Source organism: Mesorhizobium sp. CA12 (assembly GCF_020165255.1).
In the GTDB taxonomy this organism is placed as follows: Bacteria; Pseudomonadota; Alphaproteobacteria; order Rhizobiales; family Rhizobiaceae; genus Mesorhizobium.
The window spans coordinates 77,558-103,065 of record NZ_JAIUHT010000006.1; the positions used below are offsets into that span (position 1 = coordinate 77,558).

The following is a 25,508-nucleotide window of genomic DNA, read 5'->3' on the forward strand; positions in this document are numbered from 1 at the left end:
TTCAGGCGGCCGCGCTCTTGCGCCGGCCTCGCGCCCAGGCCGGCAGCCAGTCGCCGTGAGCGGCAAGCAGGTCGTCGACCAAGGACCAGATCTGATCGAGGTCGAGCTCGGCCGCCGTATGCGGGTCCATCATCGCCGCATGGTAGATGTGCTCGCGGTTCTCGCTCATCAGCGCCCGCACCGTCAGCTCCTGCACATTGATGTTGGTGCGGATCAGCGCCGTGAGCTGCGGCGGCAGATTGCCGATGTAGGTCGGCTGGATGCCGGAGGCATCGACCAGGCACGGCACTTCCGCCGCGCAGTCGAAAGGCAGCGAGGTGATGCAGCCATTGTTGCGCACATTGCCGTAGATCACCGACGGCTCGCCGGTCCACACCGAATTCATGATCGAGGAAGCGTATTCCCTGGACTGCTCGACCTCGATCCGGTCGGCCGAGCGGTAGGCCTCCGCCTGGCCTTTCCAGCGCTCGATCTGCTCGATGCAGCGTTTCGGATATTCGTCGAGCGGAATGCCGTATTTCTCGATCAGGTCGGGTCGGCCGTCCTTGATGAAATAGGGCGTGTATTCGGCGAAATGCTCCGAGCTTTCGGTGACGAAATAGCCGAGCCTGGTCAGCATCTCGTAGCGCACCTTGTTCGGGCAGCGCGGGTTCCAGCCGGGTTTTGGCGCACGACCCTCGCGATAGGCGCGCACGAGGTCGGGATAGAGGTCGCGGTAGGTGCCGTCCGGCTGGCGATGCTCGAACTTGAGATAAAAGGCCATGTGGTTGATGCCGGCCGAGCGGTAGCGGATCTCCTCATAGGGAAGGTCGAGATCATGCGCCAGTTCCATCGCCGTGCCCTGCACCGAGTGGCAGAGCCCGACCTGCTTGATCGTGGGATATTTCTCGGCGATCGCCCAGGTGTTGATCGCCATCGGGTTGACATATTGCAGCATGATCGCCTCTGGGCAGACCGCGAGCATGTCCTCGCAGATCTTCCACAGATGCGGCACGGTCCTGAGGCCCCGCATGATGCCGCCGACGCCGAGCGTGTCGGCGATGGTCTGGCGCAAGCCATATTTCTTCGGCACCTCGAAGTCGGTGACGGTGCAGGGCTCGTAGCCGCCGATCTGGAAGGCGACGACGACGAAGTCGGCGCCGGAAAGCGCCTTGCGCTGGTCGGAATAGGTCTCGGCCTTCGCCTTGACGCCGAGCGTCGCGATCAGCTTGTTGACGACGACGGCGCTTTCTTCCAACCGCTGCGGGTTGATGTCCATCAGCGCGATGGTGGCGCCCGACAGCGCCGGCCGCTGCAGCACGTCGCCGACGATGTTCTTCATGAACACCGTCGAGCCTGCGCCGATGAATGTGATCCTGGGATTTCTTGCCACTGTAAAAACCTCCGGCACTTCTAAGCCACGTCGAAAGCGGCCCTGACGAGCCGTTCGGTGTAGGCGGTCTTGGGATTGGAAAGGACCTCGTCGACAGGTCCCTGCTCGACGATCTTGCCGTGCTGCATGACGATGACGCGGTGGCAGAGCGCCCGCACCACCTTGAGGTCGTGCGAGATGAACAGATAGCTCAGGCCGCGCTCGTCCTGCAGCTTGCGCAACAGGTCGATGATCTGCGCCTGCACCGAAAGGTCGAGCGCCGAGGTCGGCTCGTCGAGCAGGATGAATTCGGGCTCCAGCGCGATGGCGCGCGCGATCGCGATGCGCTGTCGCTGGCCGCCGGAGAACTCGTGCGGGAAGCGCGACAGGATATTGCCGGGCATGCCGGCGCTGACCAGCGCCTCGCGCACCCGCTCGTTCCGCTCGCGCCGCGTCGCGCCCAGCCTGTTGACGACCAGGCCTTCCTCGATGATCTGGCCGATCGTCATGCGCGGGTTGAGCGAGGAGAACGGATCCTGGAAAACGACCTGCATGCGCGAGCGCAGCGGCCGCATCTCGGTGCGTGAGAAGTTCTGGATTGGCTGGCCGTCGAAGCGGATCTCGCCGCGCTTGGCGTCGGCCAGCCTGATCAGTGCCTGGCCGAAGCTGGTCTTGCCGGAACCGGATTCGCCGACCAGTCCCAGCGTCTCGTGACGGCAAAGCTTCAGGTCAAGATCATCGACCGCGACCAGCTCGCGCCAGTCCGGCTTGAGGAACGAGCCGTGGCGCAGCATGAAGCAGACGCGCACGCCGTTCGCCTCGAGGATGGTGCCGCTGCCCTCCGGCAGCGGCTGCGGACGGCCGCGCGGCTCGGAGGCGAGCAGCCGCTGCGTGTAAGGGTGCCGCGGATCGGCGAACAGCCGCTCGGTGACGTTGTGCTCGCGCATTTCGCCATGCTGCATGACATAGACGTAGTCGGAGAACTTGCGCACCACGGTGAGATCGTGGGTGATCAGGATCACCGCCATCCGCAGTTCCTTCTGCAGGTTGCGGATCAGGTTCAGGATCTGCGCCTGCACGGTGACGTCGAGCGCCGTGGTCGGCTCGTCGGCGATCAGAACGTCGGGCTCGTTGGCCAAGGCCATGGCGATCATCACCCGCTGCCGCTGACCGCCCGACAGCTGATGCGGATATTGCTTCAGCCGCGCCTCCGGCTCGGGGATCTGGACATGCCGTAGCAGCTCGAGCGCGCGCGCCCAGGCTTGTCTGCGCCCGACTTTGCGATGCACCCGGATTGCCTCGACGATCTGGCTGCCGACCGTATAGATCGGGTTGAGCGAGCTCATCGGCTCCTGGAAGATCATCGAGATGCGGTTGCCGCGCAGCTTGCGCCGGGCGCTCTCGGGGAATTTCAGGATGTTCTGCCCGAGATATTCGACGCTTGATCGCGGCGAGACGGTTGCCCGCCTGGACAGCAGCCCCATGACGGTGCGCGCCGTCACCGACTTGCCGGAGCCGGACTCGCCCACGATCGCGATCGTCTCGCCGCGATAGATCTGGAAGGAGACGTCCTTGACCGCCTCGACGGTGCCGTGCTCGACCTTGAAGGCGACCTCGATGTTGCGGGCGTCGATGACGGGTTGGTCATGGCGTCCGCCATGGTCGAACCGGACGGCCGGCGCGAGGGAGTCTGCGAGCGCGATCGTCGTCATCCGGCCACCTCAATAAGGATCGACGGCATCGCGCAGGCCGTCGCCCAGCGCGTTGAAGGCAAAGACGGTGATCAGCACGAAGCCGACCGGCGACAGGATCCACGGATAGGTGCCGATGACCGAATAGGTCGCGGTGTCCTGCAGCATCAGGCCCCAGGAGATCAGCGGCGGCTTCACCGCGAAGCCGAGGAAACCGAGGAAGGATTCGAGCAGCACCACAGTCGGGATCGCCAGCGTCACGGCGACGATCACATGGCTCATCACATTGGGGAAGATGTGCTGCATGATGATGCGCCGGTCGGTGGCACCGACCGCCATGGCGGCGCGCACATAGTCGATCCGCGCCAGCGCCAGCGTCTTGCCGCGCACCTCGCGCGACATCTGCGCCCAGCCCAGCGCCGACATGACGATGATGACGAAGGCGAGGAAGACGTTGGTCGGCGCGGTGACCGGGATCAGCGTCGTCAGCGCCAGATAAAGCGGCAATTGCGGGAAGGCGAGCACAAGCTCGACGAAGCGCTGCATCCAGACATCGAACTTGCCGCCGAAATAGCCGGAGATCATGCCGACGCTGGTGCCGATGACCGTGATGATGAAGACCACCGTCAGCGCGATCATCAGCGACACGCGCGAGCCGTGGATGGCGCGCGACAGCACATCGCGGCCGAACTTGTCGGTGCCGAGGAAATGCACCGGCTGGCCGTCCATCGAGGCGAAGAAATGCCGGTTCGCCGGAATGAGACCGAGAAGCTTGTAGGGCGCGCCTTCGACGAAGAAGCCGAGCAGCCTTGGATGGTCGTAGTCGGGGCCGACGATCGGCTGGAAGGTGACCGGATCGAGATCGGCCGAATCGGCCAGCGCATAGACCCGCGGCCGCGCGACGAAATTGCCGTCCTTGTCGTGGAAGGCGGGCAGTTGCGGCGGCGCGAAGGCGACGTCGGTCGCCTTGGGGTCCATCGGCGCCAGGAATTCGGCGAACACCGCCATGACAAGCAAGAGCGCGACCAGGCAAAGCCCGGCCATGCCGGTCCACGAACGCTTCAGCCGGCGCCAGACAAGCGCGATGTAGCTCTCATTGCCATGCGCGGCTTCGGCCACCGGGACGCTTTCGGCCGGCAAGGGCGTAAGGGATGGGGGCGGGGGTAAGGGATCGCGGGCCAGCATCTAGCGCTCCCCGAACTGGCGGATGCGCGGGTCGAGCAGGACTAGCAGCATGTCGGCGATGATGTTGCCGACGATCAGCGTCGCCGACAGCACCATCATGAAGGTCGCCGTGACATAGACGTCGCCAACCGCCATCGAGCCGACGATCGCCGGGCCGACAGTGGGCAGCGCGAAGATGATTGCCGTCTCGATCTCGCCGGTGAGCATATAGGGCAGCACCACGCCCTGATACATCACCAGCGGATGCAGCGCGTTGGGCACGGCATGCCGCATGACGACGGCGCCGCCGGTCAGGCCCTTGGCCTTGGCCGTCTCGACATATTGCGCGTTGAGCGTGTCGAGCAGATTGCCGCGCATGACGCGCATATTGTAGGCGAGGCCGCCGAAGGTCGCGATCGCCACAACCGGCCAGACGTGTTTGACCAGGTCGACGAACTTCGCCCATGACCAGGGCGCGCCGCCATATTGCGGCGAGAAGAACGAGCCGATCTCGGAGACGTTGAACTGGAAGACCAAGAGGTAGACGATGATCAGCGCCATCAGGAAGCGCGGCACCGTCATGCCGAGGAACGAGATCGCCGAAAGTGTCGAATCGATCCAGCTGTACTGACGCGTTGCCGCCCATATGCCGAAGGTGATGCCAAGCACCGAGGCGAGCAGATGGCAGACCAGCGCCAGAAGCAAGGTGCGCGGCAGGCGCTCGCCCACCACATCGGCCACGGGCTTGTTGTAGTAGAGGCTGTAGCCGAAATCGCCGCGGGTGACGATGCCGCCGATCCAGTTGAGGTACTGGATGGGCAGCGGCCTATCGAGGCCATGCTCGACGCGGTAGGCCTGGGCTTGCGCTTCAGCCTCGGCGTAGGAAGCGCCACCCTGGTTGATCAGCTGCGAGCGGATGTAATCCGCATAGTCGCCGGGCGGCGCCTGGATGATGGCGAAGGTGACGAGGCTCAAGATGGCGAGGACGGGAAGCGCCGACGCTATGCGCATAAGCAGGAATCGCAGCATGGGCGGTCAGCTTCCTTTCTGGCCGGTCGCTCCCTGAGGTGCGTTCGGAGGTTTCGTTGTCCGGCCGCGCCGCGGCGCGGCCGGACGTCTTTTCGTCAGGGGAGGTAAACCTTACATCGGACCCTTGTCACCCGGTTTGCCGGGAAGCTCCTCCGGATACAATTCGTGCTTCGCCTGCTTGTCGGCGGCGACGAAGACACGTTCGCGGACGATCGAATCCTCGGCCCAGTTGAACATGTAGATCGGCGTGCCTTGCGGGATGTTGGAGAAGCGCTTGTTGATGATGAGCGCGCCCGGATACTCGGTCAGCCCGACATTGTAGACATGCTCGGTCGATATCTTCTGGAACTTTCGCATCAGGTCGGCACGCTGATCGTTGTCCTGCGTCGTCACGAACTTGTTGACGATGTCCACGAGGTCCTTCTCGAAGGGCATCAGGTCGACTTCGCCGCTTTCCGGCGCGCGATGATTCCAGCTGGTCTTCGGACCGACGGGAGCAAGTTGCTCGGTGTTCTGCACCACCGAGGTCAGCTCGGTCTCGTTGCGCCGGATCAGCCAGTCGAAGCGGCCGGAATATTGGATGGCGTCGCGCTGCGTTCCGTTGACCCCGTTGAGGACGACCCTCAGCCCGAGCTTTTCCATCTGCGCGACGACGCCTTCGGCGAGGCTCTTGTCGGTGGTGTAGTCGTTGTTGACCAGCATCACGATCTCGACATTCTTGCCGCCCGCGGTGCCGGCCGGGAAGTTCACGATGCCGTCGCCGTCGGTGTCCTTCAGCCCGGCCTTGGCAAGCTCGGCCTTGGCGCCTTTGAGATCGAACGGATAGTAGACCGTCGACTTGCGGTCATAGAAGCTGGTGCCCGACGAGAAGCCGCCCGGATAGATGGCGGTAAACGGACCCTTGACCAGCGAGTCGCCCAGCGCCTTGCGGTCGAGCGCCATGGTCACCGCCTTGCGGAAGTCCTCGTTGCGGTTCAATTCGCGCAGCGCCTGGCCGCGTTCGTCCGGGTTGCCCCAGCCATTGGCGGAGAAATTCATGCGCAGATTGTAGCCGATGAGGCGCGGGCCGAAGGCAAGCCGGGCCGGCGCGTTCGGGTCGGCCGCGCGCTTCAGCGAGGCGACGAAATTCTCGGGCTGCTCAAGGTTCGAGAAATCGCCGGAGCCCGCCACCGCCTGGACGTCGCGGTCGGCCCAGGTCGACAGCTTGTATTGCAGCTCGTTGAGGTAGGGCAGCTGGTTGCCCTTTTCGTCGACCTTCCAATAGTAGGGGTTGCGCCGCAAGACGATGATATCGTCCGGCCGGTATTCGACCGGCACCCAGGCGCCCATCACCGGCATGTTCATATAATCCGGCGGGAAGGCGTTCTTGAACTGATCGTAGGTGTTCTTCGAATATTTCGGATGCTGCGGCTTCAGGATATGCGAAGGGCCGGGACAGAAGGTGCCGTAGGCCATCGCATAGAGATATTGCCGCGGGAACGCCTCCTTGAAGGTCCACTCGACGGTGTAGTCGTCGACCTTCTTCAGCGTCGTGCCGACGCCGAAAGTTTCGGGCGTGGCGCCGTTCAGCGGCGAGACATTGGGATCGACGACCTCGTCATCCCAGTAGAACATGACGTCGTCGGCGTTGAAGGGCGCGCCGTCCGACCATTTGGCGCCTTCGATCAGATGCATGGTGAGCTTGTGGCCGTCACTCGACCAGTCCCAGCTCTTGGCGAGGTTCGGAAGCGGCTCGGTGTCCTTGGCCTCGACCTGGAACAGCGGCGCCGTGCGCGTCAGGCATTCGGACAAGCCGATATCGATGCCGCCCCAGCCTTGCGTCTGGCCGGCGCCGTAGTTCCAGCCTTCCGGCCTGCCGCCGATGACGTGGCGCATCGTGTCGCCATAGACGCCGATGCCGTCGGGCATGTTGCCGGTCTTGAAGACCAGCGGCTCCTTGGGCAGTCTGTCCTTGACCGGCGGCAACTTGCCGGTCTTGACGTATTTCTCCGTTACCCAGTCCGGCTCGTGATATTCGGGCAGCGCCTTGAACTCCAGGATGGAGTCGCGCGCCACATAGTGGATCTTGCCTTCGGCCGGGAATGTCGCCGGCTGGGGCGGCACGGTCGGTTCGGACGCGAAAGCGTTGAGTGCATGGACTGAAACGCTCAGCATCAGCCCGGCGGCGATGCCAATTCTATGCAGGTTGCTCATAGTCTCCTCCCAGATGTTGGATGTCTGCTGTTGCCCGCCTCTTGTTCGGGACGGCTCATTCCGACGGGACCTGCCTCCTGCAGGTCCGGCTGCTTGTCCCAGTCTCAGCCGGCCTGTTTCAGCGCCGCCTTCTCGGCGCGCAATTCCTCGATCGAGCGCACGCTGCGCCGCGCCGCGCCTGCCCATTCACGCGTCTTGACCTTGGATTTCGAAAGCCGCTCCTTGGCGGCCGGAACGGCATGCGCATATTGCGGCAGCCATTGAGCCTGCGCGACGACCATCTCGTCCACCATCTGCCAGACCTCTTCCGGCGTCGACACGGCTCCGACCAGCGGATCGTGCAGCACGGCAAGCTTCAACAGGTCGATGTCGCCGGCGATCGCGGCATGCACCGACATGCGCTGGACGTTGATCGAAGCCATGCAGGTGGCCGCGCAGGCTTCCGGCAGCGTGATGCCGGCGGCCATGTTGATGCCGAAGCGGTCGACGAAGCCGGGCGATTCGATGATGGCATCCTGCGGCAGGTTGGTGATCACGCCGTTGTTCTTGACGTTGAAATGGCCGCGATAGACGCGATTGGTCTCAAGCGCCTCGAGAATGTGGCTGGCGTGTTCGTTCGAGCGTTTTGCCGGGTCGATCGGTTTCGAGGCCGCTTCGAGAAATTGCGGATATTCCGTCTCGAACCAGTTGCGGGTTTCGGTCGAGTAGCGCAGGTAGCCGCCCGTCTCGCCATGGATCCAGTCCGACATATCGATCCAGCGCGCGATCTCGTCGGGACGCTTGCGATACCAGGGCAGATATTCCGACAGATGGCCGTTGCTTTCGGTCGAATAGACCCCAAAACGCTTCAGCACGTCGATGCGCAGCTTTTCCTGCTTCGAATAGACCGGATGCGCCTCGAAGGCGGAGATCAATTCGTCCTTGCCGATCGACCGGCCGTTCAGCTTGAGCTCGATGAACCAGGTCTGGTGGTTGATGCCGGAACAGACATAGTCGAGCTCCTTGGGTGACTTCGCGCCGAGCACCTGGGCAATCTGCTCGGCGCCATGCTGAACGCCGTGGCAGAGGCCGACCGTGTCGACCTTGCCGTATTCGATCGCGGCCCAGGTGTTCATCGCCATCGGGTTGGCGTAGTTGAGGAACTTGGCGCCGGTGGCGGCGACCTCGCGGATGTCCCGGCAGAAGTCGAGGATCACCGGAATGTTGCGCTGGCCGTAGAGGATGCCGCCGGCGCAGATCGTGTCGCCGACGCATTGGTCGATGCCGTATTTCAGCGGGATGCGGATGTCGTCGGCATAGGCTTCGAGCCCGCCGACGCGCACGCAGCTGATGATATAGCGCGCGCCCTCCAGCGCCTCGCGGCGGTTGGTGGTCGCCGTCACCTTGGTCGGCAACTTGTTCGCCTCGACGATCCTGTCGAGGATCGCCTTGATCATCGCCAGATTGTGCTCGCTGACATCGGTCAGCGCGAATTCGATATCCTCGAACTCCGGCACGCATAGGATGTCGGTGAACAGCTTCTTGGTGAAGCCGACGCTGCCGGCGCCGATAATAGCGATTTTGAAACTCATCACCTTCACCTCGATCCAATCGAATGCTAGGCAAGGAGCAAAGGAGAGAACATGGCCGCGTGCAACAGCGCGCATGCCATCCAAAGCCGGAAATCCGGCTCTTTCTCCTCCCGCCCGCTCCTCGACCGCGGGTCTTTCGCGTTCTTGAGGGCCGGATTATGCGCTTATTCGCCGACGGGGCCAGAGAAGGATTATGCTTTCGAGGGTAATTTTGTGCTGCGGGACCTGATCGCCAACGGAAAGCTGATGCGGACGATCTCGCTGCCGCGCGGCCGCCAGCGCCTGCACGCCATGCCGACCAGCACCGGCTACGAACTGCGCGAGGACGAGACCTACGACTGGGACGGGCGAAAGCGCGGCCAGACCCCGTTCACCGTGCTCCAGCATACGATCAGCGGCACCGGCCAATTGCGCTACGAGAGCCGCAATTACCGCCTGCAGGCGAACGACACGCTGCTGGTTCTGGTGCCGCACAATCATCGCTACTGGTTGGCCAAGGGCGACCGCTGGGAATATTTCTGGATCTCGATGAACGGCGAGGAGGCGCTGCGCATCCACAAGTCCATCCTCAGCGTCTCGGGCCCGGTGCTGCGGCTGCAGCCGGCCACCATCGATCACCTTGCCGATTGCAGCCTGCGGCTGATCAAGGGCGCCGCTTCGCCAGGCGCGGCCTCGGCGATCGCCTATGAGGCGGCAATGGCGCTTTATGACGACGTCTTCGGCTCGCACGCCTTCGCCGAGAAGCAAAGCGCCATGCAGCCTGTCATCGACCACATCAACGCCAATCTCGACAAGCCGCTGCCGGTGGCGGAGCTGGTTCAGATCAGTGGCTTGAGCCGCGCCCATTTCTCGCGCTGCTTCGCCGAGAGCGAAGGATTGCCGCCGGCCGAATTCGTGCTGCAGCAGCGCCTGCAACGCGCGGCGAAACTCCTGACCAACGCCGATTTCCTGCCGGTCAAGGAAGTCGCTGTGCTGTGCGGCTTCGAGGACGCGAACTACTTCTCCAAGGTCTTTCGCCGCTGTTACGGCATCAATCCGACGCAGTTTCGCACCACCGGCATGTATGCCAGCCTGGGCAGCCATCGTTGATGTCCTCGGCTCCTGGAAGAAGTCGGCTCTTGGAAGAAGTCAGCGCTTGGCGCTGTCGAGCGCCGTTGAGGCGGTGCTGACCGGATCGGCGGCAGCGGCGAAGGCCGCGTCGATCTGCTCGGGCGTGCGCTGTCCGGAGCGTTTCCAGGCGACATATTGCGCGATGCCGAAGCCGGCGCGCCGCGGCACCGTCTTCACCACCGGCATGCGGAATCCGTCGCGGAATGTCTCCCAGCGCGCACCGAGCACCGCCACCATCTCCTCGAAGGTCGGCGGCGCCGCCACGTCGGCATAGGTGATCGTCACCTTGCCGGCCAGCGCCATCTCACGCGAAATCGGCACCGGGATCGAGGCGAGGTAGTCGGCCGGCACGTCGAGCAGGCCGCCAAAAGCCCATTGCCGGCGCAATTCGTCGGCGCTCATCGGCGCGACGCTGACGTCGATGTCGTTGGGCGTGCCGGGCACGCGGTAGGGGCAACGGAAGCGGCCGCAATTGGTGTGCGCGGCGAATTGCCAGAGCGCATAGCCCTGCCAGTTGCCCATCGGGAAATGCACGTCGATATCCGGCTTGTAGCGCGCATACCAGAGCGGCAGCCGCGACAGGAGCCGATATTGGTAGCGGTTGTCGGCGATATACTGGGCGGTCTTGCCGTTGGCATAGAGCACCGGGAAGCGGCCGAGGCGGCGATGCACCTGGCGCACGAATTCTTCCGCGTCCTCCAGCGACATCCATTGCGTTGCATCGATGCCTTCGATGTCGAGGGCCATCAGCTCGTCGGGCGCCGGCTCGGCGAAATCGATGAAATTATTGGCCTGCTCGACCGGGTTGCCGGGCCGCGCCAGGTGATAGGCGCCCCATTTCAAGCCGAGCGCCTTGGCCACCACCTTGCGCGTCTGGAACAATTCGCGCGTCACCGCATAACGCTTCCATTGCGCCTTGCAGAGTTTGACGTCGGCTTCGGCGCCGAAGCAGAAATAGGGCGGCGGCAGCCCGTCGGACGCCTTGTTGATGAAGCCGGCGACACGCTTGTCGGTGACCAGCTGCTGCCAGTCGATCGAATTGTATTCATAGGCGTCGATCACCAGCGGCCGGTCGGCATTCTTCCACGGCTCGGAGAAATCCGAGGCCTTTGCCGCCGTGCCCAGCGCAATCGCCGCCGCGAGAAGCGCCAGGCGGCGAAGAGGGCGCGCCGGCTTTTTCAATCAGGGTGTCCCCACTGACCAGGGAACGATCCTGAACCGCTATGGTTAAGGAAGTGCTTTCAAAACATCGGCTGCTTCGACCTGCTCCGAAACGTCAAAAAAGTATCGGTCGGGTGGACAAGCCGTGGTGGCAGGCGTTTCAATTGCCGCCTAAGCTTCAATCACGGCGGCCAGTGGGAATACACAGGCCTGCCTGACGAAGCGCAGCAACCGGTCCCAAGACCGGACCCGCGCGGGGAGGAAATGAAGATGAATCCGGACCTGGAAGTCGTCCAGATCAGACAGGGAGAGTCGTTCAAGGCCTGGGCCCACGGCTATCCTTTCCGCACCGTGCGCTGGCACTTCCATCCTGAATACGAGCTGCATCTGGTCGTCGCCACCACCGGCCGCTATTTCGTCGGCGACTTCATCGGCGAGTTCGAGCCGGGCAATCTGGTGCTCACCGGGCCCAATTTGCCGCACAACTGGGTCAGCGACGTGCCGCCGGGCGAGACCGTGCCGCTGCGTGGCCGCGTCGTTCAATTCTCGGAAGAATTCATCGCTGGTGCCTCCGCCGCGCTGCCCGAACTTGCCGCCTGCGCCGGCATCCTCGAAACCAGCCGCCGCGGCGCGCTGTTCTCGGCGGCGACGGCTGAGCTCTGCGCGCCCTTGCTGGCCGAACTGGTGGAGGCGCAAGGCGTGCGCCGCCTGTCGCTGTTCATGGCCGTGCTCGATATATTGAACCGCGCCGGCGACGTCCGCACTTTGGCTAGCGCCGGCTATCTCCCTGATCCCTCCGGGTTCATGTCGGCCGGCATCAATCAGGCGCTCGCCTATATCAACTGCCACCTGACCGAGCCTTTCAGCGAAGGGACGCTTGCCGAGATCGCCGGGCGCAGCCCGAGCGCCTTCTCGCGCAGCTTCCGCCGGCACACCGGAATGGCACTGGTGCAGTATGTCAATCGCCTGCGCATCAACCTTGCCTGTCAGCTGCTGATGAGCGAGGACCAGATGTCGATCACCGAAATCTGCTACGCCGCCGGCTACAACAACATCTCGAATTTCAACCGTCAGTTCCTGGCGCAGAAAGGCATGTCGCCTTCGCGCTTCAGGGCCTTGTTGGCTGAGAATATCAACGCGGAGATAGCCGCCTAACAGGGAGGAAGCGGGAGGAGCCTAGAGCAATTGCGAAGCGGTTGAACGCGGCGAGCTTGCCGTAGCCTCCGTCCGCAATTGGTCAAACAACAAAAGATTCAGGGAAGGAAGGACGCGGGGTGCGGAGCACCCTGTGCTGGAGATCGTTTGTTTCGAATCCAGCACGTTCAGGAGGATGCTTGTAGAGTTTACCGGGATCGGATCGATCCTCGGCCACTGACAATACTCCTCCCAACAGTTCGACATGCAGTCAAGGCCTGGCGCGTGGTCCACCGCGCAGGTCCTCGTGAAACCATTTCTCGAAACGGAGACATTCGAATGACCAGACATGCTTGGAAATCGCCGTTTGCCTTTAAATCGACGATCGCGGCCGTTTTCGCGGTCTCGCTGCTCGGCAGCACCGCGGCCTTCGCCGACACGGTAACCGATGCCACGGTTGCCTTCCTGATGCCCGACCAGGCGTCGACCCGCTACGAGCAGCACGACTATCCCGGCTTCGTCGCCGAGATGAAGAAGCTCTGCCCGGGCTGCAAGGTGATCTACCAGAACGCCGACGCCGATGCTGCGCGCCAGCAGCAGCAGTTCAATTCGGTGATCTCGCAGGGCGCTAAGGCCATCGTGCTCGACCCGGTCGATTCGACCGCCGCCGCCTCGCTGGTCAAGCTCGCCCAGAGCCAGGGCGTCAAGGTGATCGCCTATGACCGGCCCATCCCGACGGCGCCCGCCGATTTCTACGTCTCCTTCAACAATGAAGGCATCGGCAAGGCCATCGCCGACTCGCTGATCGAGCACCTCAAGGCTCTGAAGGTCGACCCGGCCGGCGGCGGCCTGCTGCAGATCAACGGCTCGCCGACCGACGCTGCCGCCGGCCTGATCAAGAAGGGCATCCACGAAGGCCTCGACAACAGCGGCTATCCGATCCTGGCCGAGTTCGACACGCCGGAATGGGCGCCGCCGAAGGCGCAGCAATGGGCGAGCGGCCAGATCACCCGCTTCGGCACCAAGATCCTCGGCGTCGTCGCGGCCAATGACGGCACTGGCGGCGGCGCGATCGCCGCTTTCAAGGCAGCAGGCGTCGATCCGGTTCCGCCGGTGACCGGCAACGACGCGACCATCGCGGCTCTTCAGCTGATCATTGCCGGCGACCAGTACAACACCATCTCCAAGCCGAGCGAGATCGTTGCGGCGGCCGCGGCCAACGTGGCCGTCAAGCTGTTGTCGGGCGAGAAGCCGAAGGCAGAGATGACGCTCTACGACACGCCCTCGCAGCTGTTCACGCCGGCGGTGGTGACGCAGGAGAACCTCAAGGCCGAGATCATCGACAAGAAGATCAACACGGCGGCCGAACTCTGCGTCGATCGCTATGCCGAGGGCTGCAAGAAGCTCGGCATCACGAAGTGATCCATATGGCATCCGGCCGCTACTTGGCGGCCGGATGCCCAGGGAACGACAGTCAGAAAGGCGGCGCATGAGTGAGAGTCTTGAAGAGTCGGCTTCCGTCGGCGAGCTGGTGCTCAGCCTGCGCGGCATATCGAAGAATTTCGGCGCCGTTTCGGCGCTGACCGATATCGATTTCGATGTCCATGCCGGCGAAGTTGTAGCCCTGGTCGGCGACAACGGCGCGGGCAAGTCGACGCTTGTCAAGATCCTCGCCGGCGTGCACCAGCCGAGCGCGGGAACGATCAATTTCCGCGGCAAGCCGGTCACGCTGCCCGATCCGCGCGCGGCGCTGACGCTTGGCATCGCAACCGTGTTCCAGGATCTGGCGCTCTGCGAAAACCTCGATGTGGTCGCCAATATTTTCCTGGGCAACGAGCTCAGCCCGCTGCGGCTGGACGAGGTGGCGATGGAGATGCGCGCCTGGACGCTGCTCAACGAATTGTCGGCGCGCATCCCGAGCGTGCGCGAGGCGGTCGTCTCGCTGTCCGGCGGCCAGCGCCAGACGGTCGCCATCGCGCGCTCGCTGCTGCTCGAGCCGAAACTCATCCTGCTCGACGAGCCGACCGCGGCGCTTGGCGTCGCCCAGACGGCGGAGGTGCTCAACCTGATCGACCGCGTCCGCGCGCGCGGCCTCGGCGTCGTGATGATCAGCCACAACATGGAAGATGTCCGCGCCGTCGCCGACCGCATCGTGGTGCTGCGGCTGGGGCGCAACAACGGCGTCTTCGAGCCCGACGCCTCGAACCAGGATCTGGTGAGCGCTATCACCGGCGCGTCCAACAACGCGGTGTCGCGCCGCGTCGAGCGCCTGCGCATGGAGCGCGATCACAGCGGCAGCGCACAGGCGGGGGAGCAACGCCCATGACGGCAGAGAAAAGCACCTCCGCCCCGATGGCCCTCGACCGCGCCGATGCGCGAGTGAAGCATGAAGCCGGCTTCGGCGGCGCGCTCCGCGCCTTCCTCGACCGCGTGCGTAGCGGCGATCTCGGCTCCCTGCCGGTCATCGTCGGCCTGGTGGTCATCTGGACCGTATTCACCAGCCTCAATCCCGTGTTCGTTTCCAGCAGCAATCTGGTCAACCTCCTGTTCGACTGCTCGACGGTCGGCGTCATCGCGCTCGGCATCGTCTGCGTGCTGATGGTCGGCGAGATCGACCTCTCCGTCGGCTCGATCAGCGGCTTCGCCTCAGCGATGGTCGGTACGCTCTGGGTCAACCAGGGATGGCCGGTCGCGCTCGCCATTCTCGCGGCGTTGGCCTTCGGTGCCCTGATCGGCTCGCTCTATGCCCTGCTGTTCAACCGTCTAGGCATGCCGAGCTTCGTTTCGACGCTGGCCGGCTTGCTCGCGGTGCTGGGCATGCAGCTCTACATTCTCGGCTCCACCGGCTCGATCAACCTGCCATACGGCTCCGCTTTGGTGGATTTCGGCCAGCTGATGGTGATGCCGAAATGGGTATCGTACACGCTGGCAGCGATCCCGGGCCTGGCGCTGCTGATCTCCGGGCTTCGCACCTTCGCGCGCCGCCGGGCGGCCAACCTGTCGGCACCATCCGTGACCGGACTCGTCGTGCGCGTCGCCGTCATTACCGTCGGCCTCGAGCTGATCGTCGCCTATCTCAACCAGTCGCGCGGCATCCCGTGGATGTTCGGCCTCTTCGTCGGCCTCGTCGTGGCGATGAACTATGCGCTGACCCGGACCAAATGGGGGCGCTCGATGACCGCCGTCGGCGGCAACCGCGAGGCGGCGCGCCGTGCCGGCATCAAGGTGCGCGCCATCTATCTCAGCGCCTTCGCGCTCTGCTCGCTCTTCGCCGCGCTGGGCGGCGTGCTGGCGGCTGCCAGGCTCGCCTCCGCCAGCCAGCAGGCCGGCACCGGCGACGTCAACCTGAACGCGATCGCGGCTGCGGTCATCGGCGGCACCAGCCTGTTCGGCGGCCGCGGCAGCGCCTATTCCGCGTTGCTCGGCATCATCGTCATCCAGTCGATCGCCAGCGGCCTGACGCTGCTCGATCTGTCCTCATCGCTTCGTTACATGATCACCGGTGCCGTTCTGGCCATCGCCGTGATCGTCGACTCCCTCGCGCGCCGCTCCCGTGCTTCGCACGGCCGCGCCTGAACAGTTCAAATGAGAAGGGTACACATGGCTCACAATCTTTCGGGAAAAGTCGCCGCGGTCACCGGCGCGGCATCGGGCATTGGCCTCGAATGCGCCAGAGCGATGCTTGCCGCCGGTGCCCGCGTCGTTCTGGTCGACCGCGCAGAGGACAGGCTGAAGGAGGTGGTCGCCGAGCTCGGCGATGGCGCGATCCCGCTGGTGGTCGACCTCACCAGCCCGGCTAGCGTGGCGACCATGATGCCCGGCATCCTCGACAAGGCCGGCCAGCTCGACATCTTCCACGCCAATGCCGGCTCCTATGTGGGCGGCGAGATACTCAACGGCGACCCGGATGCCTGGGACCGCATGCTGAACCTCAACATCAACTCGGTGTTCCGCTCGGTGCACGCGGTGCTGCCGCATATGGTCGAACGCAAGACCGGCGACATCATCGTCACCAGCTCTATCGCGGGTCTCGTCCCCGTCGTCTGGGAGCCGGTCTACACGGCCTCCAAGCACGCCATCCAGGCCTTCGTCCATACGCTGCGCCGGCAGGTCGCCAAGCACGGCCTTCGTGTTGGTGCCGTGGCGCCTGGGCCGGTGGTGACCGCGCTGATCAGCGATTGGCCGAAGCAGAAGCTCGAAGACGAGCTGGCGGCCGGTGGCCTGATGCAGCCCACCGAAGTCGCCGACGCCGTCCTGTTCATGCTGACGCGACCGAGAAACATCACCATTCGGGATCTGGTGATCCTGCCGCAGAGCAATGATTTGTAGGCAATAGGAATTAGGCAGTAGGGAATAAGGAAAGAGGCGGTTGCCTCCGGCCATCCAACACGGACCATCTCCTACTGCCTACTGCCTACTGCCTACTGCCTACTGCCTACTGCCTACTGCCTACTGCCCTACCTTTGAGGTCCCCATGCCTTCCCACTTCCTCGGCATCGATGTCGGCACCGGCAGCGCGCGTGCCGGCGTCTTCGACGAGCACGGCGAGCTGCTCGCTTCCGCCAAGCGCGATATCGCGCTCTTCGTCGAGCCCGGCGAGATCGCCGAGCAGTCGAGCCGGGACATCTGGCAGGCGGTGTGCGCCAGCGTGCGCGACGCGGTCGGGAAATCGGGCGTCGATCCCGGGGAAATCGGCGGCATCGGCTTCGACGCTACCTGTTCCCTCGTGGTGGTCGGCGATGATGGCGAGGCTTTGCCGGTCGGTCGCTCGGGAGATAGCGACAGGAACATCATCGTCTGGATGGACCACCGCGCCCTCGACCAGACCAGGCGCATCAACGCCCTCCGGCACCCGGTCCTCGACTATGTCGGCGGCGTCATTTCGCCCGAGATGGAGACGCCGAAGCTTTTGTGGCTGAAGGAGAACCTGCCGGGGACCTTTGCCCAAGCGCGGCATTTCTTCGACCTGGCCGATTACCTGACCTGGCGCGCCACCGGCAGCCTTGCCCGCTCGGTCTGCACGCTCGCCTGCAAATGGACCTATCTCGGCCACGAACGGCGCTGGGACGAAAGCTATTTCCAGGCCGTCGGGCTCGGCGAGCTTGCCGACGAGGATTTTGCCCGCATCGGCACCGACGTGGTCGATCCCGGCACGGCGCTGGGCGCCGGCCTGACGGAAGCGGCGGCCGCTGAACTGGGACTGGTCGCGGGCACGGTTGTCGCTGCCGGGCTGATCGACGCCCATGCCGGCGGCGTCGGCACCGTGGGGGCCGCGGGCGAAGTCGGCACCATCGCCTCGCGCATGGCCTATGTGCTCGGCACCTCTGCCTGCACCATGGCAAGCAGCGAAGGCCCGGCCTTCGTTCCGGGGGTCTGGGGACCCTATTATTCCGCCATGGTGCCCGGGCTCTGGCTGAGCGAAGGCGGCCAGTCGGCGGCCGGAGCGGCCATCGATCTCCTGGTGCATTTCCACCCGGCCGAGGCCGAAGCCTCCGCGCGTGCAGCTGCCGAAGGCAAATCGCTGGTCGATTGGCTGGCCGCGGCCGCCACGGCGGGCTCGCCCGACCTGTCGGCCGCCGCCACGCTCGCGGGAAGCATCCATGTCGTTCCTGAATTCCTCGGCAATCGCTCGCCCCTGGCCGATCCAGACGCGCGCGGCCTGATCGCCGGGCTTGGCACCGACCGTTCCGTCGAGAATCTCGTCGGCCTTTACGTGGCCGGGCTTTGCGGCCTCGGCTACGGCGTGCGCCAGATCGTGGCGGCGATGGCGTCATCCGGTCTTGCCGTCGACACCATCGTCATCAGCGGCGGCGCCGGGCAGTCGCCGCTGGTGCGCCAGCTGCTTGCCGACGCCGCCGGCTTGGCGGTCGCCGCGTCGCAATCGCCCGAACCGGTGCTGCTGGGCGCTGCGATGCTCGGAGCTGTCGCGGCCGGCCGGTATGCGGACCTTTCAAGCGCCATGCCTGCCATGTCCCGGCTTGGCGATGTTTTCACCCCGGCGACCGGTGAAATGCGGGCTTGGCACGACAAACGTTACGAAGCCTTCCTGTCGCTGCAGGCGGTGGGACGCAGCATACGTTGAGAGACCGTTTTGTTTCTGCGCGATTCCGGACGCTTGGACCAAGCGCGAAGGTTCGCTTGCCCCAACGAAGCAATCGCAGACTCCGGAGATCAGCGCAGCGTCCGAGCTTCGTCATCCACGGGCGGAGCGGGAGCGCAGCGGACGCGTAGACCCGAGGATCCATTCCGTGACCTTGGCCGTGGGATGCAGCGGAGTAGAATTCTGCACCGTAGAAGCGCCTCAAAGTAACGGAATGATTCCAGGGTCTGCGCGCGTCGCTTCGCTCCTTGCTCCGCCATAGAATGACGAAATCGCGAAGGCCACGGCCAATCTCAAGGTTGCAATTACCACTCAAAATTCTACGCCGAATTACATCCGGCTGGTAATCCAGGAAAAGTGGGACGCGGTTTTCCGATTGTCAGGACCATCCTCGGGTCTGCGCGTCCGCGGTGCTCCCGCTCCGCCCGTGGATGACGAAGTCCAAGCAAAATCCGCGTGACAAAAGTTGACGTTTACGTAAAAAGAAGGCGTGAGACCGGCCCAAAGATGGATGGCTTCGCTTCGGCCATGCGCCTACGCTCGGCCGGAATGGGAGGAGCAGACATGTATCGCGCGCCGGTCGAGGACATCGCCTTCACGCTGAAGCAGGTAGCGGGTCTGAAGCCGGCGCTTGACGCCGGCATTTTCGGCGATCTCGGCGAGGACCTTGTCGACGCGATCCTCACCGAGGCGGGCCGTTTCGCCAGCGAGGAGGTTGCTCCGCTCTACAAGATCGGCGACGAGCAAGGCGCTGTGCTGAAGAACGCCGCCGTCACCACGCCGCCCGGCTGGAAGGAGCTCTACCGGCGCTGGATCGAAGGCGGTTGGAACGCGCTGTCGGGTCCGGAAGAATTCGGCGGACAGGGCCTGCCGACCATGCTCGGCGTCGCCGCGCTCGAAATGTGGAACTCCGCCGCCATGGCCTTTGGCATCGGCCCAACGCTGACCATGGGCGCCGTCGAGGCGCTCGACACACACGCCTCGGAGGACCTCAAGGCCAAATACCTCGCAAAACTCGTCTCCGGCGAGTGGATGGGCACGATGAACCTGACCGAGCCGCAGGCGGGCTCCGACCTCGCGGCCTTGCGCAGCCGCGCCGAGCCCGTCGGCGACGGCACCTACCGCATCTTCGGCCAGAAAATCTTCATCACCTATGGCGAGCATGATTTCACCGACAACATCGTGCATCTGGTGCTGGCCAGATTGCCCGACGCGCCGGCCGGCACGCGCGGCATCTCGCTGTTTTTGGTGCCGAAGTTTTTCGTCAATGACGACGGTTCGCTCGGCGCCCGCAACGACGTCTTCTGTTCGGGCCTCGAGCACAAGCTCGGCATCCATGCCTCGCCGACCTGCACCATGATCTACGGCGACGGTTTTCGAGGCTCCGCACCCGGCGCCATCGGGTGGCTGATCGGCGAGGAGAACAAGGGTCTGGCCTGCATGTTCACCATGATGAACAACGCCCGCCTTGCCGTCGGCATGCAGGGCGTGGCCGTGGCTGAGGCCGCCACCCAGAAGGCGATCGCCTATGCCAATGAGCGCCGCCAAGGCAAGGCTCCCGCCTATTCGGGCTCCGGCATGGCGCCGATCGTCCATCACCCGGACGTGCAGCGCAATCTCTTGACCATGAAGGCGCTGACCCAGATCGCCCGCTCGATCAGCTATTCCTGCGCCCACGCCATCGACCGCGCGCGCGTCGGCCAGGGCGAGGCCGCCGCCAATTGGCGCGACCGCGCCAACCTGCTAACGCCGCTCGCTAAAGCCTTCTCGACCGACATCGGCGTCGAGGTCGCCTCGCTGGGTGTCCAGGTGCATGGCGGCATGGGCTTCATCGAGGAGACCGGTGCCGCCGCGCTCTATCGCGATGCGCGCATCGCGCCAATCTATGAAGGCACCAACGGCATCCAGGCGATCGACCTTGTGGCGCGAAAGCTGCCGCTCGGCGGCGGCGAGCATGTGCATTCCTATATCGGCGAATTGAAAGCGGTGGCCGATGCGGTGCGCACCTCCAACATCGAGGGTTTCGGCCGCACCGCCGACAATCTCGACCATGCGCTTGCCGATCTCGAAGAGGCGACGCGCTTCCTGCAGAGGCAGCTTGCCGACGGCAAAGCCGACGCCGCGATGGCCGGCGCCACGCCCTATCTGCGCCTGATCTCGCTCGCCGCCGGCGGCGCCTATCTGGCGCAGGCCGGGCTGGCCGACCGCGGCCGCATCGCGCTCTGCCGCTTCTTTGCCGAGAACCTGCTCGGCGAGACGCGCGCCCTGAAGGAGCGTGTCGTCAATGGCGCCGAGAGCCTCGCCGCCGCCGGCAAGCAACTGATTTCCGCTTGACGTTCACAAGGAAAAAATCGTGACAGACCATATCCTCGTCGAGCGCCAGGGCGCCGTGCAGATCATCCGCATCAACCGCCCGGACAAGAAGAACGCGCTGACGCGCGCCATGTATGCGAAAATGTCGGCGGCGCTCGCCGAAGGCGATGCCGACCCGGCGGTCCGCGTCCATGTCTTCCTCGGCGTTCCGGGCGCCTTCTCCTCCGGCAACGACTTAGCCGATTTCCTGGTCATCGCCACAGGCGGCGAGGGCGGCAACGAGGTCTGGGATTTCCTGATGGCGCTGGCCAAGGCCGAAAAGCCGATGGTGTCGGGCGTCGACGGCATCGCCGTCGGCATCGGCACCACGCTCAACCTGCATTGCGACCTGACCTTCGCCACGCCGCGTACGCTGTTCCGCACGCCCTTCGTCGATCTCGGCCTGGTGCCTGAAGCCGGCTCCAGCCTGATCGCGCCGCGGCTGCTTGGCCGGCAGGGTGCCTTCGCGTTGCTCGGCCTGGGCGAAGGCTTTTCGGCCCAGCGCGCCAAGGCCGCGGGTATGATCTACGATGTCGTCGCGGAAGACTCCCTCGAAAGCGCCGTGTTGGCGGCCGCCGCCGACATCGCGGCCAAGCCGCCAGAGGCGCTGAAGATCGCGCGCGACCTGATGCGCGCGCCGCGCGAGGAATTGATCGCCCGCATCGAGGTCGAAAGCGAGCATTTCCGCGAGCGGCTCAAGTCGGACGAAGCACGCGCGGCGCTCACCGCCTTCATGACGCGCAAGAAGGGCTAAGCCCTTCGCCTGCGGCACCGTTCAAGGATAAAGCCGCGTCTTGTCCCAGCCGGCGGCGTTGCGCGAGAAAAGGATGCGGTCGTGCAGGCGGAACGGCCTGTCCTGCCAGAACTCAATTGTCTGCGGCAGGATGCGGAAACCCGACCAATGTTTCGGTCGCGGGATCTCGCCGATGGCGTAGCGCGCCGTGTATTCGGCCACCGCCTTTTCCAGCGCGAAGCGGCTCTCCAGCGGCCGCGACTGTTTCGAGGCCCAGGCGCCGATGCGGCTGCCGCGCGGGCGTGTCGCGTAATAGGCGTCGGCCTCGGCGTCGCTGACGATCTCCACCGGCCCGCGTATACGCACCTGGCGGCGCAGCGATTTCCAGTGGAAGCACATCGCCGCCTTCATGCTGCCAAGAATCTCGCGGCCCTTGGCGCTCTCGAAATTCGTGTAGAAGACAAATCCCTTTTCGTCGAACCCCTTGAGCAGCACCATTCGCACATCCGGCATGCCGTCGGCGTCGACGGTTGCCAGCGCTACGCCGTTGGGATCGTTGGGCTCGCTTTTGGTGGCGTCCTCCAGCCATGCGGCAAAGAGCCTGAACGGCTCCGCAGCCTCGGTGAAGTCACTGCTTGTTAACTCAGTTTCGTTCATAGTTTTCCGAATTTTTACCGTGCGGGAGGAGTTGGCCGATTGTCGCGTATCGCGCAAGCTTTTGACAGCAGGCAATGGGGCGTTATCGCTTCTGCCAGCGTCAAGGCTGTGGTCGTGACGTTGGCGCTACCGCTTGCCGCTTGCGGTGCCGGCGGTTTCAGCCTCGAAAAGGCCGACGTCGACCGCTCGATCATCACCTCCAGCGCGCCGTCGTCACCGGCTGCCCCGGCGGCTGATAAGGACTCCGACCAGACCACCATCGGCAACGCCGTTTCCTCCGCCGACTTGAAGGAGCTTGCCGGCCAAGCGGTGCCATGGGCCAATGCCGGGACCGGGTCCCGCGGCGCGATCACCGAACTGGTGGAACTGAAGGATGGCGGCCTGACCTGTCGCCGCTTCAGCGCCACGCGCGAGAGCTTCGACGGCGTCGCCCTCTACAAGGGCGAGCTGTGCCTAGCCGAGGCCGGCGGCTGGCGCATGCAGGAATTCAAGGCGCTCTGATTATCCGGCACTCCGATTTTCGGGCGCCATTGCCCTTGCGCCACTGGAATTTCTTCCTATGCGAGCGCATATAGGAGGCGACTCATAAATCCATTCTCTCATGCAGGCAGGAAGCATGCGCGACCCCTATGAGGTGCTGGGCGTTGCCAAGAACGCATCGGCCAAGGACATAAAATCGGCTTACCGCAAGCTCGCCAAGAAGTATCATCCGGACCAGAATCCGAATGATCCGAAGGCGAAGGACCGTTTTGCCGCCGCCAACCAGGCTTACGAGATCGTCGGCGATGAGAAGACGCGCGCCGCCTACGATCGCGGCGAGATCGACGCCGACGGCAAGCCTAAATTCCAGGGCTTTGAAGGCGCAGCCGGCGGCGATCCGTTTGCCGGATTCCGCCGTCAGCAAGGCCCCGGCGGCGCGCATTTCGAATTTCGCAGCGGGCGCCCGGGCGGCGATCCGTTCGACGGCAACAGCGACATCTTCAGCCAGATTTTTGGCGATGCCTTCTCCGGCGCCCGCGGCGCCGGCCGGGCCGACCGCCGTCAGCCGGTCCAGGCCGCGGACCTCAACGTCACCATGGATATCAGCGTCGAGGAGGCAGCCACCGCCGATAAGGTGACGGCGATGTTCCCCGACGGCCGCAAGGTGGCGGTCAAGCTGCCGGCCTATGTCGAGGATGGCCAGACGATCCGCTTGAAGGGCCAGGGCGAGCAGGGTCCGGGCCAGCCTGGCGACGCGCTGGTCAAGATCCACATCCGCCGCCATTCGCGCTACCGCATCGAAGGCCGCGACCTGCATGTCGATCTTCCCGTCGATCTGTCCGATGCGGTGCTCGGCGCCAAAGTGGCGGTCGAGACGCCGACCGGCAAGCTCGCGGTCAACGTGCCCGCATGGTCGAGCTCGGACAAGGTGCTGCGCCTCAAGGGCAGGGGCCTGCCGGAAAAGGCAGGCGGCCATGGCGATCTCTATGCCCATGTGCGGCTGATGCTGCCGGAGGGCGGTGATGCCGAACTCGAGGCCCTGATGCGCCGCAGGAAAGGGTGATTGAGGGAATTTTGTTCCTGTTGCAGTGTCTTTTGAGCGCTTGAAGGGGCTTTGTGCCTGTGCGATAGGCTCTCCACAAAGCAGATATTCTTGCGGAGAGCTTGCACATGGCGGGTGGACAGGGCCTGATGGCCGGTAAGCGGGGCCTGATCCTGGGCGTCGCCAACAATCGGTCGATCGCTTTCGGCATCGCCAAGGCTTGCGTCGATCACGGCGCCGAAATCGCTCTGACCTATCAGGGCGAGGCCTTCAGGAAGCGCGTCGAGCCGCTCGCGGCCGAACTCAACGCGCATGTCGCAGGCCATTGCGACGTCACCGACCCGGAAAGCCTCGACGCGGTCTTCGCCGACATCGCCAAGCACTGGGGCAAGCTCGACTTCCTCGTCCACGCCATCGCCTTTTCCGACAAGGACGAGCTCACCGGCCGTTATGTCGAGACGACGCGCGACAATTTCCTGCGGACCATGGACATTTCGGTCTATTCCTTCACCACCATCGCCAAGCGCGCCGAGCCGCTGATGACCGATGGCGGCTCGCTTTTGACGCTGACCTATTACGGCGCCGAGAAGGTGATGCCGCATTACAACGTCATGGGCGTCGCCAAGGCGGCGCTGGAAGCAAGCGTGCGCTACCTCGCGGTCGATCTCGGCGCCAAGAAGATCCGCGTCAACGCGATCTCCGCCGGTCCGATCAAGACGCTGGCCGCCTCCGGCATCGGTGATTTCCGCTATATCCTGAAGTGGAACGAGTACAATTCGCCGCTGAAGCAGACGGTCACCCAGGAAGAGGTCGGCGATTCCGGCGTCTATTTCCTGTCGGACCTGTCGCGCGGCGTGACCGGCGAGGTCCATCATGTCGATTCCGGCTACCATGTCGTTGGCATGAAGGCGGTCGACGCGCCGGATATCTCGACCGTCAAGGACTGATCCTTACCTTCGCCTATCCTTCGTCCCAGGCCCTGGCCCGACCTTGGAAGACCTGATGTATCCGCTCGTCTACATCGCGCGTCACGGCCAGACCGAGTGGAATGCCGAGCGCCGCCTGCAGGGCCAGGCCGATACCGATATCAACGAACTTGGCCGCGAGCAGGCGACGCAAAACGGCCGACGGTTGGCGGAACTCATCGGAAATCCTGCGGATTTCGATTTTGTCGCCAGCCCGATGCGGCGCACGCGCGAGACGATGGAGCTGATGCGCGCCGCGATGGGGCTCGATCCTTCCGCCTACCACACCGATCCACGCCTCGTGGAGCTAAGCTTCGGCGACTGGCAGGGTTTCACCTTTGCCGAACTCGAAAAGCGTGTCCCGGGTTCGACCAAAAGTCGCCGCGCAGCGAAGTGGGATTTCCAGCCGCCGGGCGAGGGCGCGGAAAGCTACGAGATGCTGCTGGAACGGGTGAAGCCATGGTTCGATGCACTTGACCGGCCCACTGTCTGCGTCACTCATGGCGGCGTCATGCGCTGCTTCTTCCGCTTCGTCACCGGCATTTCCAAACAGGAAGCCGCCAGCCTCGAAATCCCCCAGGACCGTCTGCTGCGGCTGGAGGGTCGGAGCTTGGAGTGGCTTTAACAAATCGCACCCTGGCAATTCAGGTCAGGCCGAGTCGAGAAGGCTGGATTCCGAGAACGGGCCTACGCTGGCGGTAGCCTTCGTAGCGCGGAGACCCCTCATGAGAGCTTCGGGCGGCGAAGGCCCGAGCGGAGCGTACTTCCGTACGTA

The 25,508-nt window shown here is 64.3% G+C and carries 21 protein-coding genes; 13 read left to right on the top strand and 8 right to left on the bottom strand.

Features of this window, described 5'->3' with window-relative positions; all coding sequences use genetic code 11:
- Position 1: 1 nt before the first annotated feature.
- The 6 genes from LB520_RS12290 to LB520_RS12315 all read right to left on the bottom strand — a co-directional run bounded on the left by LB520_RS12290 (position 2) and on the right by LB520_RS12315 (position 8,999).
- On the bottom strand, positions 2-1,372 hold the full coding sequence (locus LB520_RS12290; RefSeq protein ID WP_224637674.1) for an alpha-glucosidase/alpha-galactosidase: 1,371 nt from the start codon (positions 1,370-1,372) through the stop codon (positions 2-4).
- Positions 1,373-1,392: 20 nt separating this feature from the next.
- Complete coding sequence (locus tag LB520_RS12295) at positions 1,393-3,063, bottom strand: ABC transporter ATP-binding protein (RefSeq protein WP_224637675.1); 1,671 nt, start codon at positions 3,061-3,063, stop codon at positions 1,393-1,395.
- Positions 3,064-3,072: 9 nt separating this feature from the next.
- On the bottom strand, positions 3,073-4,227 hold the full coding sequence (locus tag LB520_RS12300; RefSeq protein ID WP_224526461.1) for an ABC transporter permease: 1,155 nt from the start codon (positions 4,225-4,227) through the stop codon (positions 3,073-3,075).
- Positions 4,228-5,235 (bottom strand): ABC transporter permease, encoded by a 1,008-nt coding sequence (locus LB520_RS12305; RefSeq protein WP_224632457.1) that lies wholly within the window; start codon positions 5,233-5,235, stop codon positions 4,228-4,230.
- 111 nt (positions 5,236-5,346) lie between these two features.
- Entirely contained in the window at positions 5,347-7,428 is a 2,082-nt protein-coding gene (locus LB520_RS12310) for an ABC transporter substrate-binding protein (protein WP_224637676.1), read from the bottom strand.
- A gap of 104 nt (positions 7,429-7,532) precedes the next feature.
- Entirely contained in the window at positions 7,533-8,999 is a 1,467-nt protein-coding gene (locus tag LB520_RS12315) for an alpha-glucosidase/alpha-galactosidase (protein ID WP_224637677.1), read from the bottom strand.
- A gap of 246 nt (positions 9,000-9,245) precedes the next feature.
- Here LB520_RS12315 and LB520_RS12320 point away from each other — a divergent pair, with 246 nt between their 5' ends.
- Positions 9,246-10,088, top strand: a complete 843-nt coding sequence (locus LB520_RS12320) for an AraC family transcriptional regulator (RefSeq protein WP_263483707.1) — start codon at positions 9,246-9,248, stop codon at positions 10,086-10,088.
- A gap of 39 nt (positions 10,089-10,127) precedes the next feature.
- Here the strand turns inward: LB520_RS12320 and LB520_RS12325 are convergent, their stop codons facing one another.
- Positions 10,128-11,291, bottom strand: a complete 1,164-nt coding sequence (locus LB520_RS12325; RefSeq protein WP_224637679.1) for a glycoside hydrolase family 25 protein — start codon at positions 11,289-11,291, stop codon at positions 10,128-10,130.
- Positions 11,292-11,540: 249 nt separating this feature from the next.
- Between LB520_RS12325 and LB520_RS12330 the strand changes: the two genes are divergently transcribed.
- The 8 genes from LB520_RS12330 to LB520_RS12365 all read left to right on the top strand — a co-directional run bounded on the left by LB520_RS12330 (position 11,541) and on the right by LB520_RS12365 (position 21,610).
- Positions 11,541-12,425: an AraC family transcriptional regulator gene (locus LB520_RS12330; RefSeq protein ID WP_095770174.1), complete on the top strand. Its 885-nt coding sequence runs from the start codon at positions 11,541-11,543 to the stop codon at positions 12,423-12,425.
- A 318-nt stretch (positions 12,426-12,743) separates the two neighbouring features.
- Positions 12,744-13,826, top strand: a complete 1,083-nt coding sequence (locus tag LB520_RS12335) for a sugar ABC transporter substrate-binding protein (RefSeq protein WP_140845838.1) — start codon at positions 12,744-12,746, stop codon at positions 13,824-13,826.
- 67 nt (positions 13,827-13,893) lie between these two features.
- Positions 13,894-14,730 (top strand): ATP-binding cassette domain-containing protein, encoded by an 837-nt coding sequence (locus LB520_RS12340; RefSeq protein WP_224637680.1) that lies wholly within the window; start codon positions 13,894-13,896, stop codon positions 14,728-14,730.
- Positions 14,727-15,980: a sugar ABC transporter permease gene (locus tag LB520_RS12345; protein ID WP_095770168.1), complete on the top strand. Its 1,254-nt coding sequence runs from the start codon at positions 14,727-14,729 to the stop codon at positions 15,978-15,980. The genes LB520_RS12340 and LB520_RS12345 overlap by 4 nt, the downstream gene beginning before the upstream one ends.
- A gap of 24 nt (positions 15,981-16,004) precedes the next feature.
- Positions 16,005-16,733 (top strand): SDR family oxidoreductase, encoded by a 729-nt coding sequence (locus LB520_RS12350; RefSeq protein ID WP_224637681.1) that lies wholly within the window; start codon positions 16,005-16,007, stop codon positions 16,731-16,733.
- A 145-nt stretch (positions 16,734-16,878) separates the two neighbouring features.
- Positions 16,879-18,486: an FGGY-family carbohydrate kinase gene (locus LB520_RS12355; RefSeq protein WP_224637682.1), complete on the top strand. Its 1,608-nt coding sequence runs from the start codon at positions 16,879-16,881 to the stop codon at positions 18,484-18,486.
- Positions 18,487-19,068: 582 nt separating this feature from the next.
- Positions 19,069-20,838, top strand: coding sequence for an acyl-CoA dehydrogenase family protein (locus LB520_RS12360; protein WP_224637683.1), 1,770 nt, complete (start codon positions 19,069-19,071; stop codon positions 20,836-20,838).
- Between the two features lie 19 nt (positions 20,839-20,857).
- Positions 20,858-21,610, top strand: a complete 753-nt coding sequence (locus LB520_RS12365; protein ID WP_224637684.1) for a crotonase/enoyl-CoA hydratase family protein — start codon at positions 20,858-20,860, stop codon at positions 21,608-21,610.
- A gap of 21 nt (positions 21,611-21,631) precedes the next feature.
- On the opposite strand, the gene pdxH is transcribed toward LB520_RS12365, so the two are convergent.
- Complete coding sequence (gene pdxH / locus LB520_RS12370; RefSeq protein WP_411969880.1) at positions 21,632-22,321, bottom strand: pyridoxamine 5'-phosphate oxidase; 690 nt, start codon at positions 22,319-22,321, stop codon at positions 21,632-21,634.
- On the opposite strand from pdxH, the gene LB520_RS12375 reads away from it, so the two are divergent.
- The 4 genes from LB520_RS12375 to LB520_RS12390 all read left to right on the top strand — a co-directional run bounded on the left by LB520_RS12375 (position 22,286) and on the right by LB520_RS12390 (position 25,358).
- A complete protein-coding gene (locus tag LB520_RS12375) occupies positions 22,286-22,747 on the top strand; it encodes an RT0821/Lpp0805 family surface protein (protein ID WP_224526416.1) in 462 nt (153 codons plus the stop codon). The genes pdxH and LB520_RS12375 overlap by 36 nt on opposite strands.
- Positions 22,748-22,862: 115 nt before the next feature.
- Positions 22,863-23,789, top strand: a complete 927-nt coding sequence (locus LB520_RS12380) for a DnaJ C-terminal domain-containing protein (RefSeq protein ID WP_140845846.1) — start codon at positions 22,863-22,865, stop codon at positions 23,787-23,789.
- Between the two features lie 107 nt (positions 23,790-23,896).
- Positions 23,897-24,715, top strand: coding sequence for an enoyl-ACP reductase FabI (gene fabI, locus LB520_RS12385; RefSeq protein ID WP_095766743.1), 819 nt, complete (start codon positions 23,897-23,899; stop codon positions 24,713-24,715).
- Positions 24,716-24,770: 55 nt separating this feature from the next.
- The gene (locus LB520_RS12390; RefSeq protein WP_224637685.1) at positions 24,771-25,358 is read left to right on the top strand and encodes a histidine phosphatase family protein; all 588 of its coding nucleotides are present in this window, start codon (positions 24,771-24,773) and stop codon (positions 25,356-25,358) included.
- Positions 25,359-25,508: the final 150 nt, after the last annotated feature.

What these genes read in the sequence shown, in the direction of transcription:
- LB520_RS12360 (WP_224637683.1), top strand. Translation starts at nt 19,069, where the DNA reads ATGTATCGCGCGCCGGTCGAGGACATCGCCTTCACGCTGAAGCAGGTA.
- LB520_RS12340 (WP_224637680.1), top strand. Translation starts at nt 13,894, where the DNA reads ATGAGTGAGAGTCTTGAAGAGTCGGCTTCCGTCGGCGAGCTGGTGCTC.
- LB520_RS12300 (WP_224526461.1), bottom strand. Translation starts at nt 4,227, where the DNA reads ATGCTGGCCCGCGATCCCTTACCCCCGCCCCCATCCCTTACGCCCTTG.
- LB520_RS12355 (WP_224637682.1), top strand. Translation starts at nt 16,879, where the DNA reads ATGCCTTCCCACTTCCTCGGCATCGATGTCGGCACCGGCAGCGCGCGT.
- LB520_RS12330 (WP_095770174.1), top strand. Translation starts at nt 11,541, where the DNA reads ATGAATCCGGACCTGGAAGTCGTCCAGATCAGACAGGGAGAGTCGTTC.
- LB520_RS12390 (WP_224637685.1), top strand. Translation starts at nt 24,771, where the DNA reads ATGTATCCGCTCGTCTACATCGCGCGTCACGGCCAGACCGAGTGGAAT.
- fabI (WP_095766743.1), top strand. Translation starts at nt 23,897, where the DNA reads ATGGCGGGTGGACAGGGCCTGATGGCCGGTAAGCGGGGCCTGATCCTG.
- LB520_RS12315 (WP_224637677.1), bottom strand. Translation starts at nt 8,999, where the DNA reads ATGAGTTTCAAAATCGCTATTATCGGCGCCGGCAGCGTCGGCTTCACC.
- LB520_RS12350 (WP_224637681.1), top strand. Translation starts at nt 16,005, where the DNA reads ATGGCTCACAATCTTTCGGGAAAAGTCGCCGCGGTCACCGGCGCGGCA.
- LB520_RS12320 (WP_263483707.1), top strand. Translation starts at nt 9,246, where the DNA reads ATGCGGACGATCTCGCTGCCGCGCGGCCGCCAGCGCCTGCACGCCATG.
- LB520_RS12345 (WP_095770168.1), top strand. Translation starts at nt 14,727, where the DNA reads ATGACGGCAGAGAAAAGCACCTCCGCCCCGATGGCCCTCGACCGCGCC.
- LB520_RS12295 (WP_224637675.1), bottom strand. Translation starts at nt 3,063, where the DNA reads ATGACGACGATCGCGCTCGCAGACTCCCTCGCGCCGGCCGTCCGGTTC.
- LB520_RS12310 (WP_224637676.1), bottom strand. Translation starts at nt 7,428, where the DNA reads ATGAGCAACCTGCATAGAATTGGCATCGCCGCCGGGCTGATGCTGAGC.
- LB520_RS12335 (WP_140845838.1), top strand. Translation starts at nt 12,744, where the DNA reads ATGACCAGACATGCTTGGAAATCGCCGTTTGCCTTTAAATCGACGATC.
- LB520_RS12380 (WP_140845846.1), top strand. Translation starts at nt 22,863, where the DNA reads ATGCGCGACCCCTATGAGGTGCTGGGCGTTGCCAAGAACGCATCGGCC.
- LB520_RS12305 (WP_224632457.1), bottom strand. Translation starts at nt 5,235, where the DNA reads ATGCTGCGATTCCTGCTTATGCGCATAGCGTCGGCGCTTCCCGTCCTC.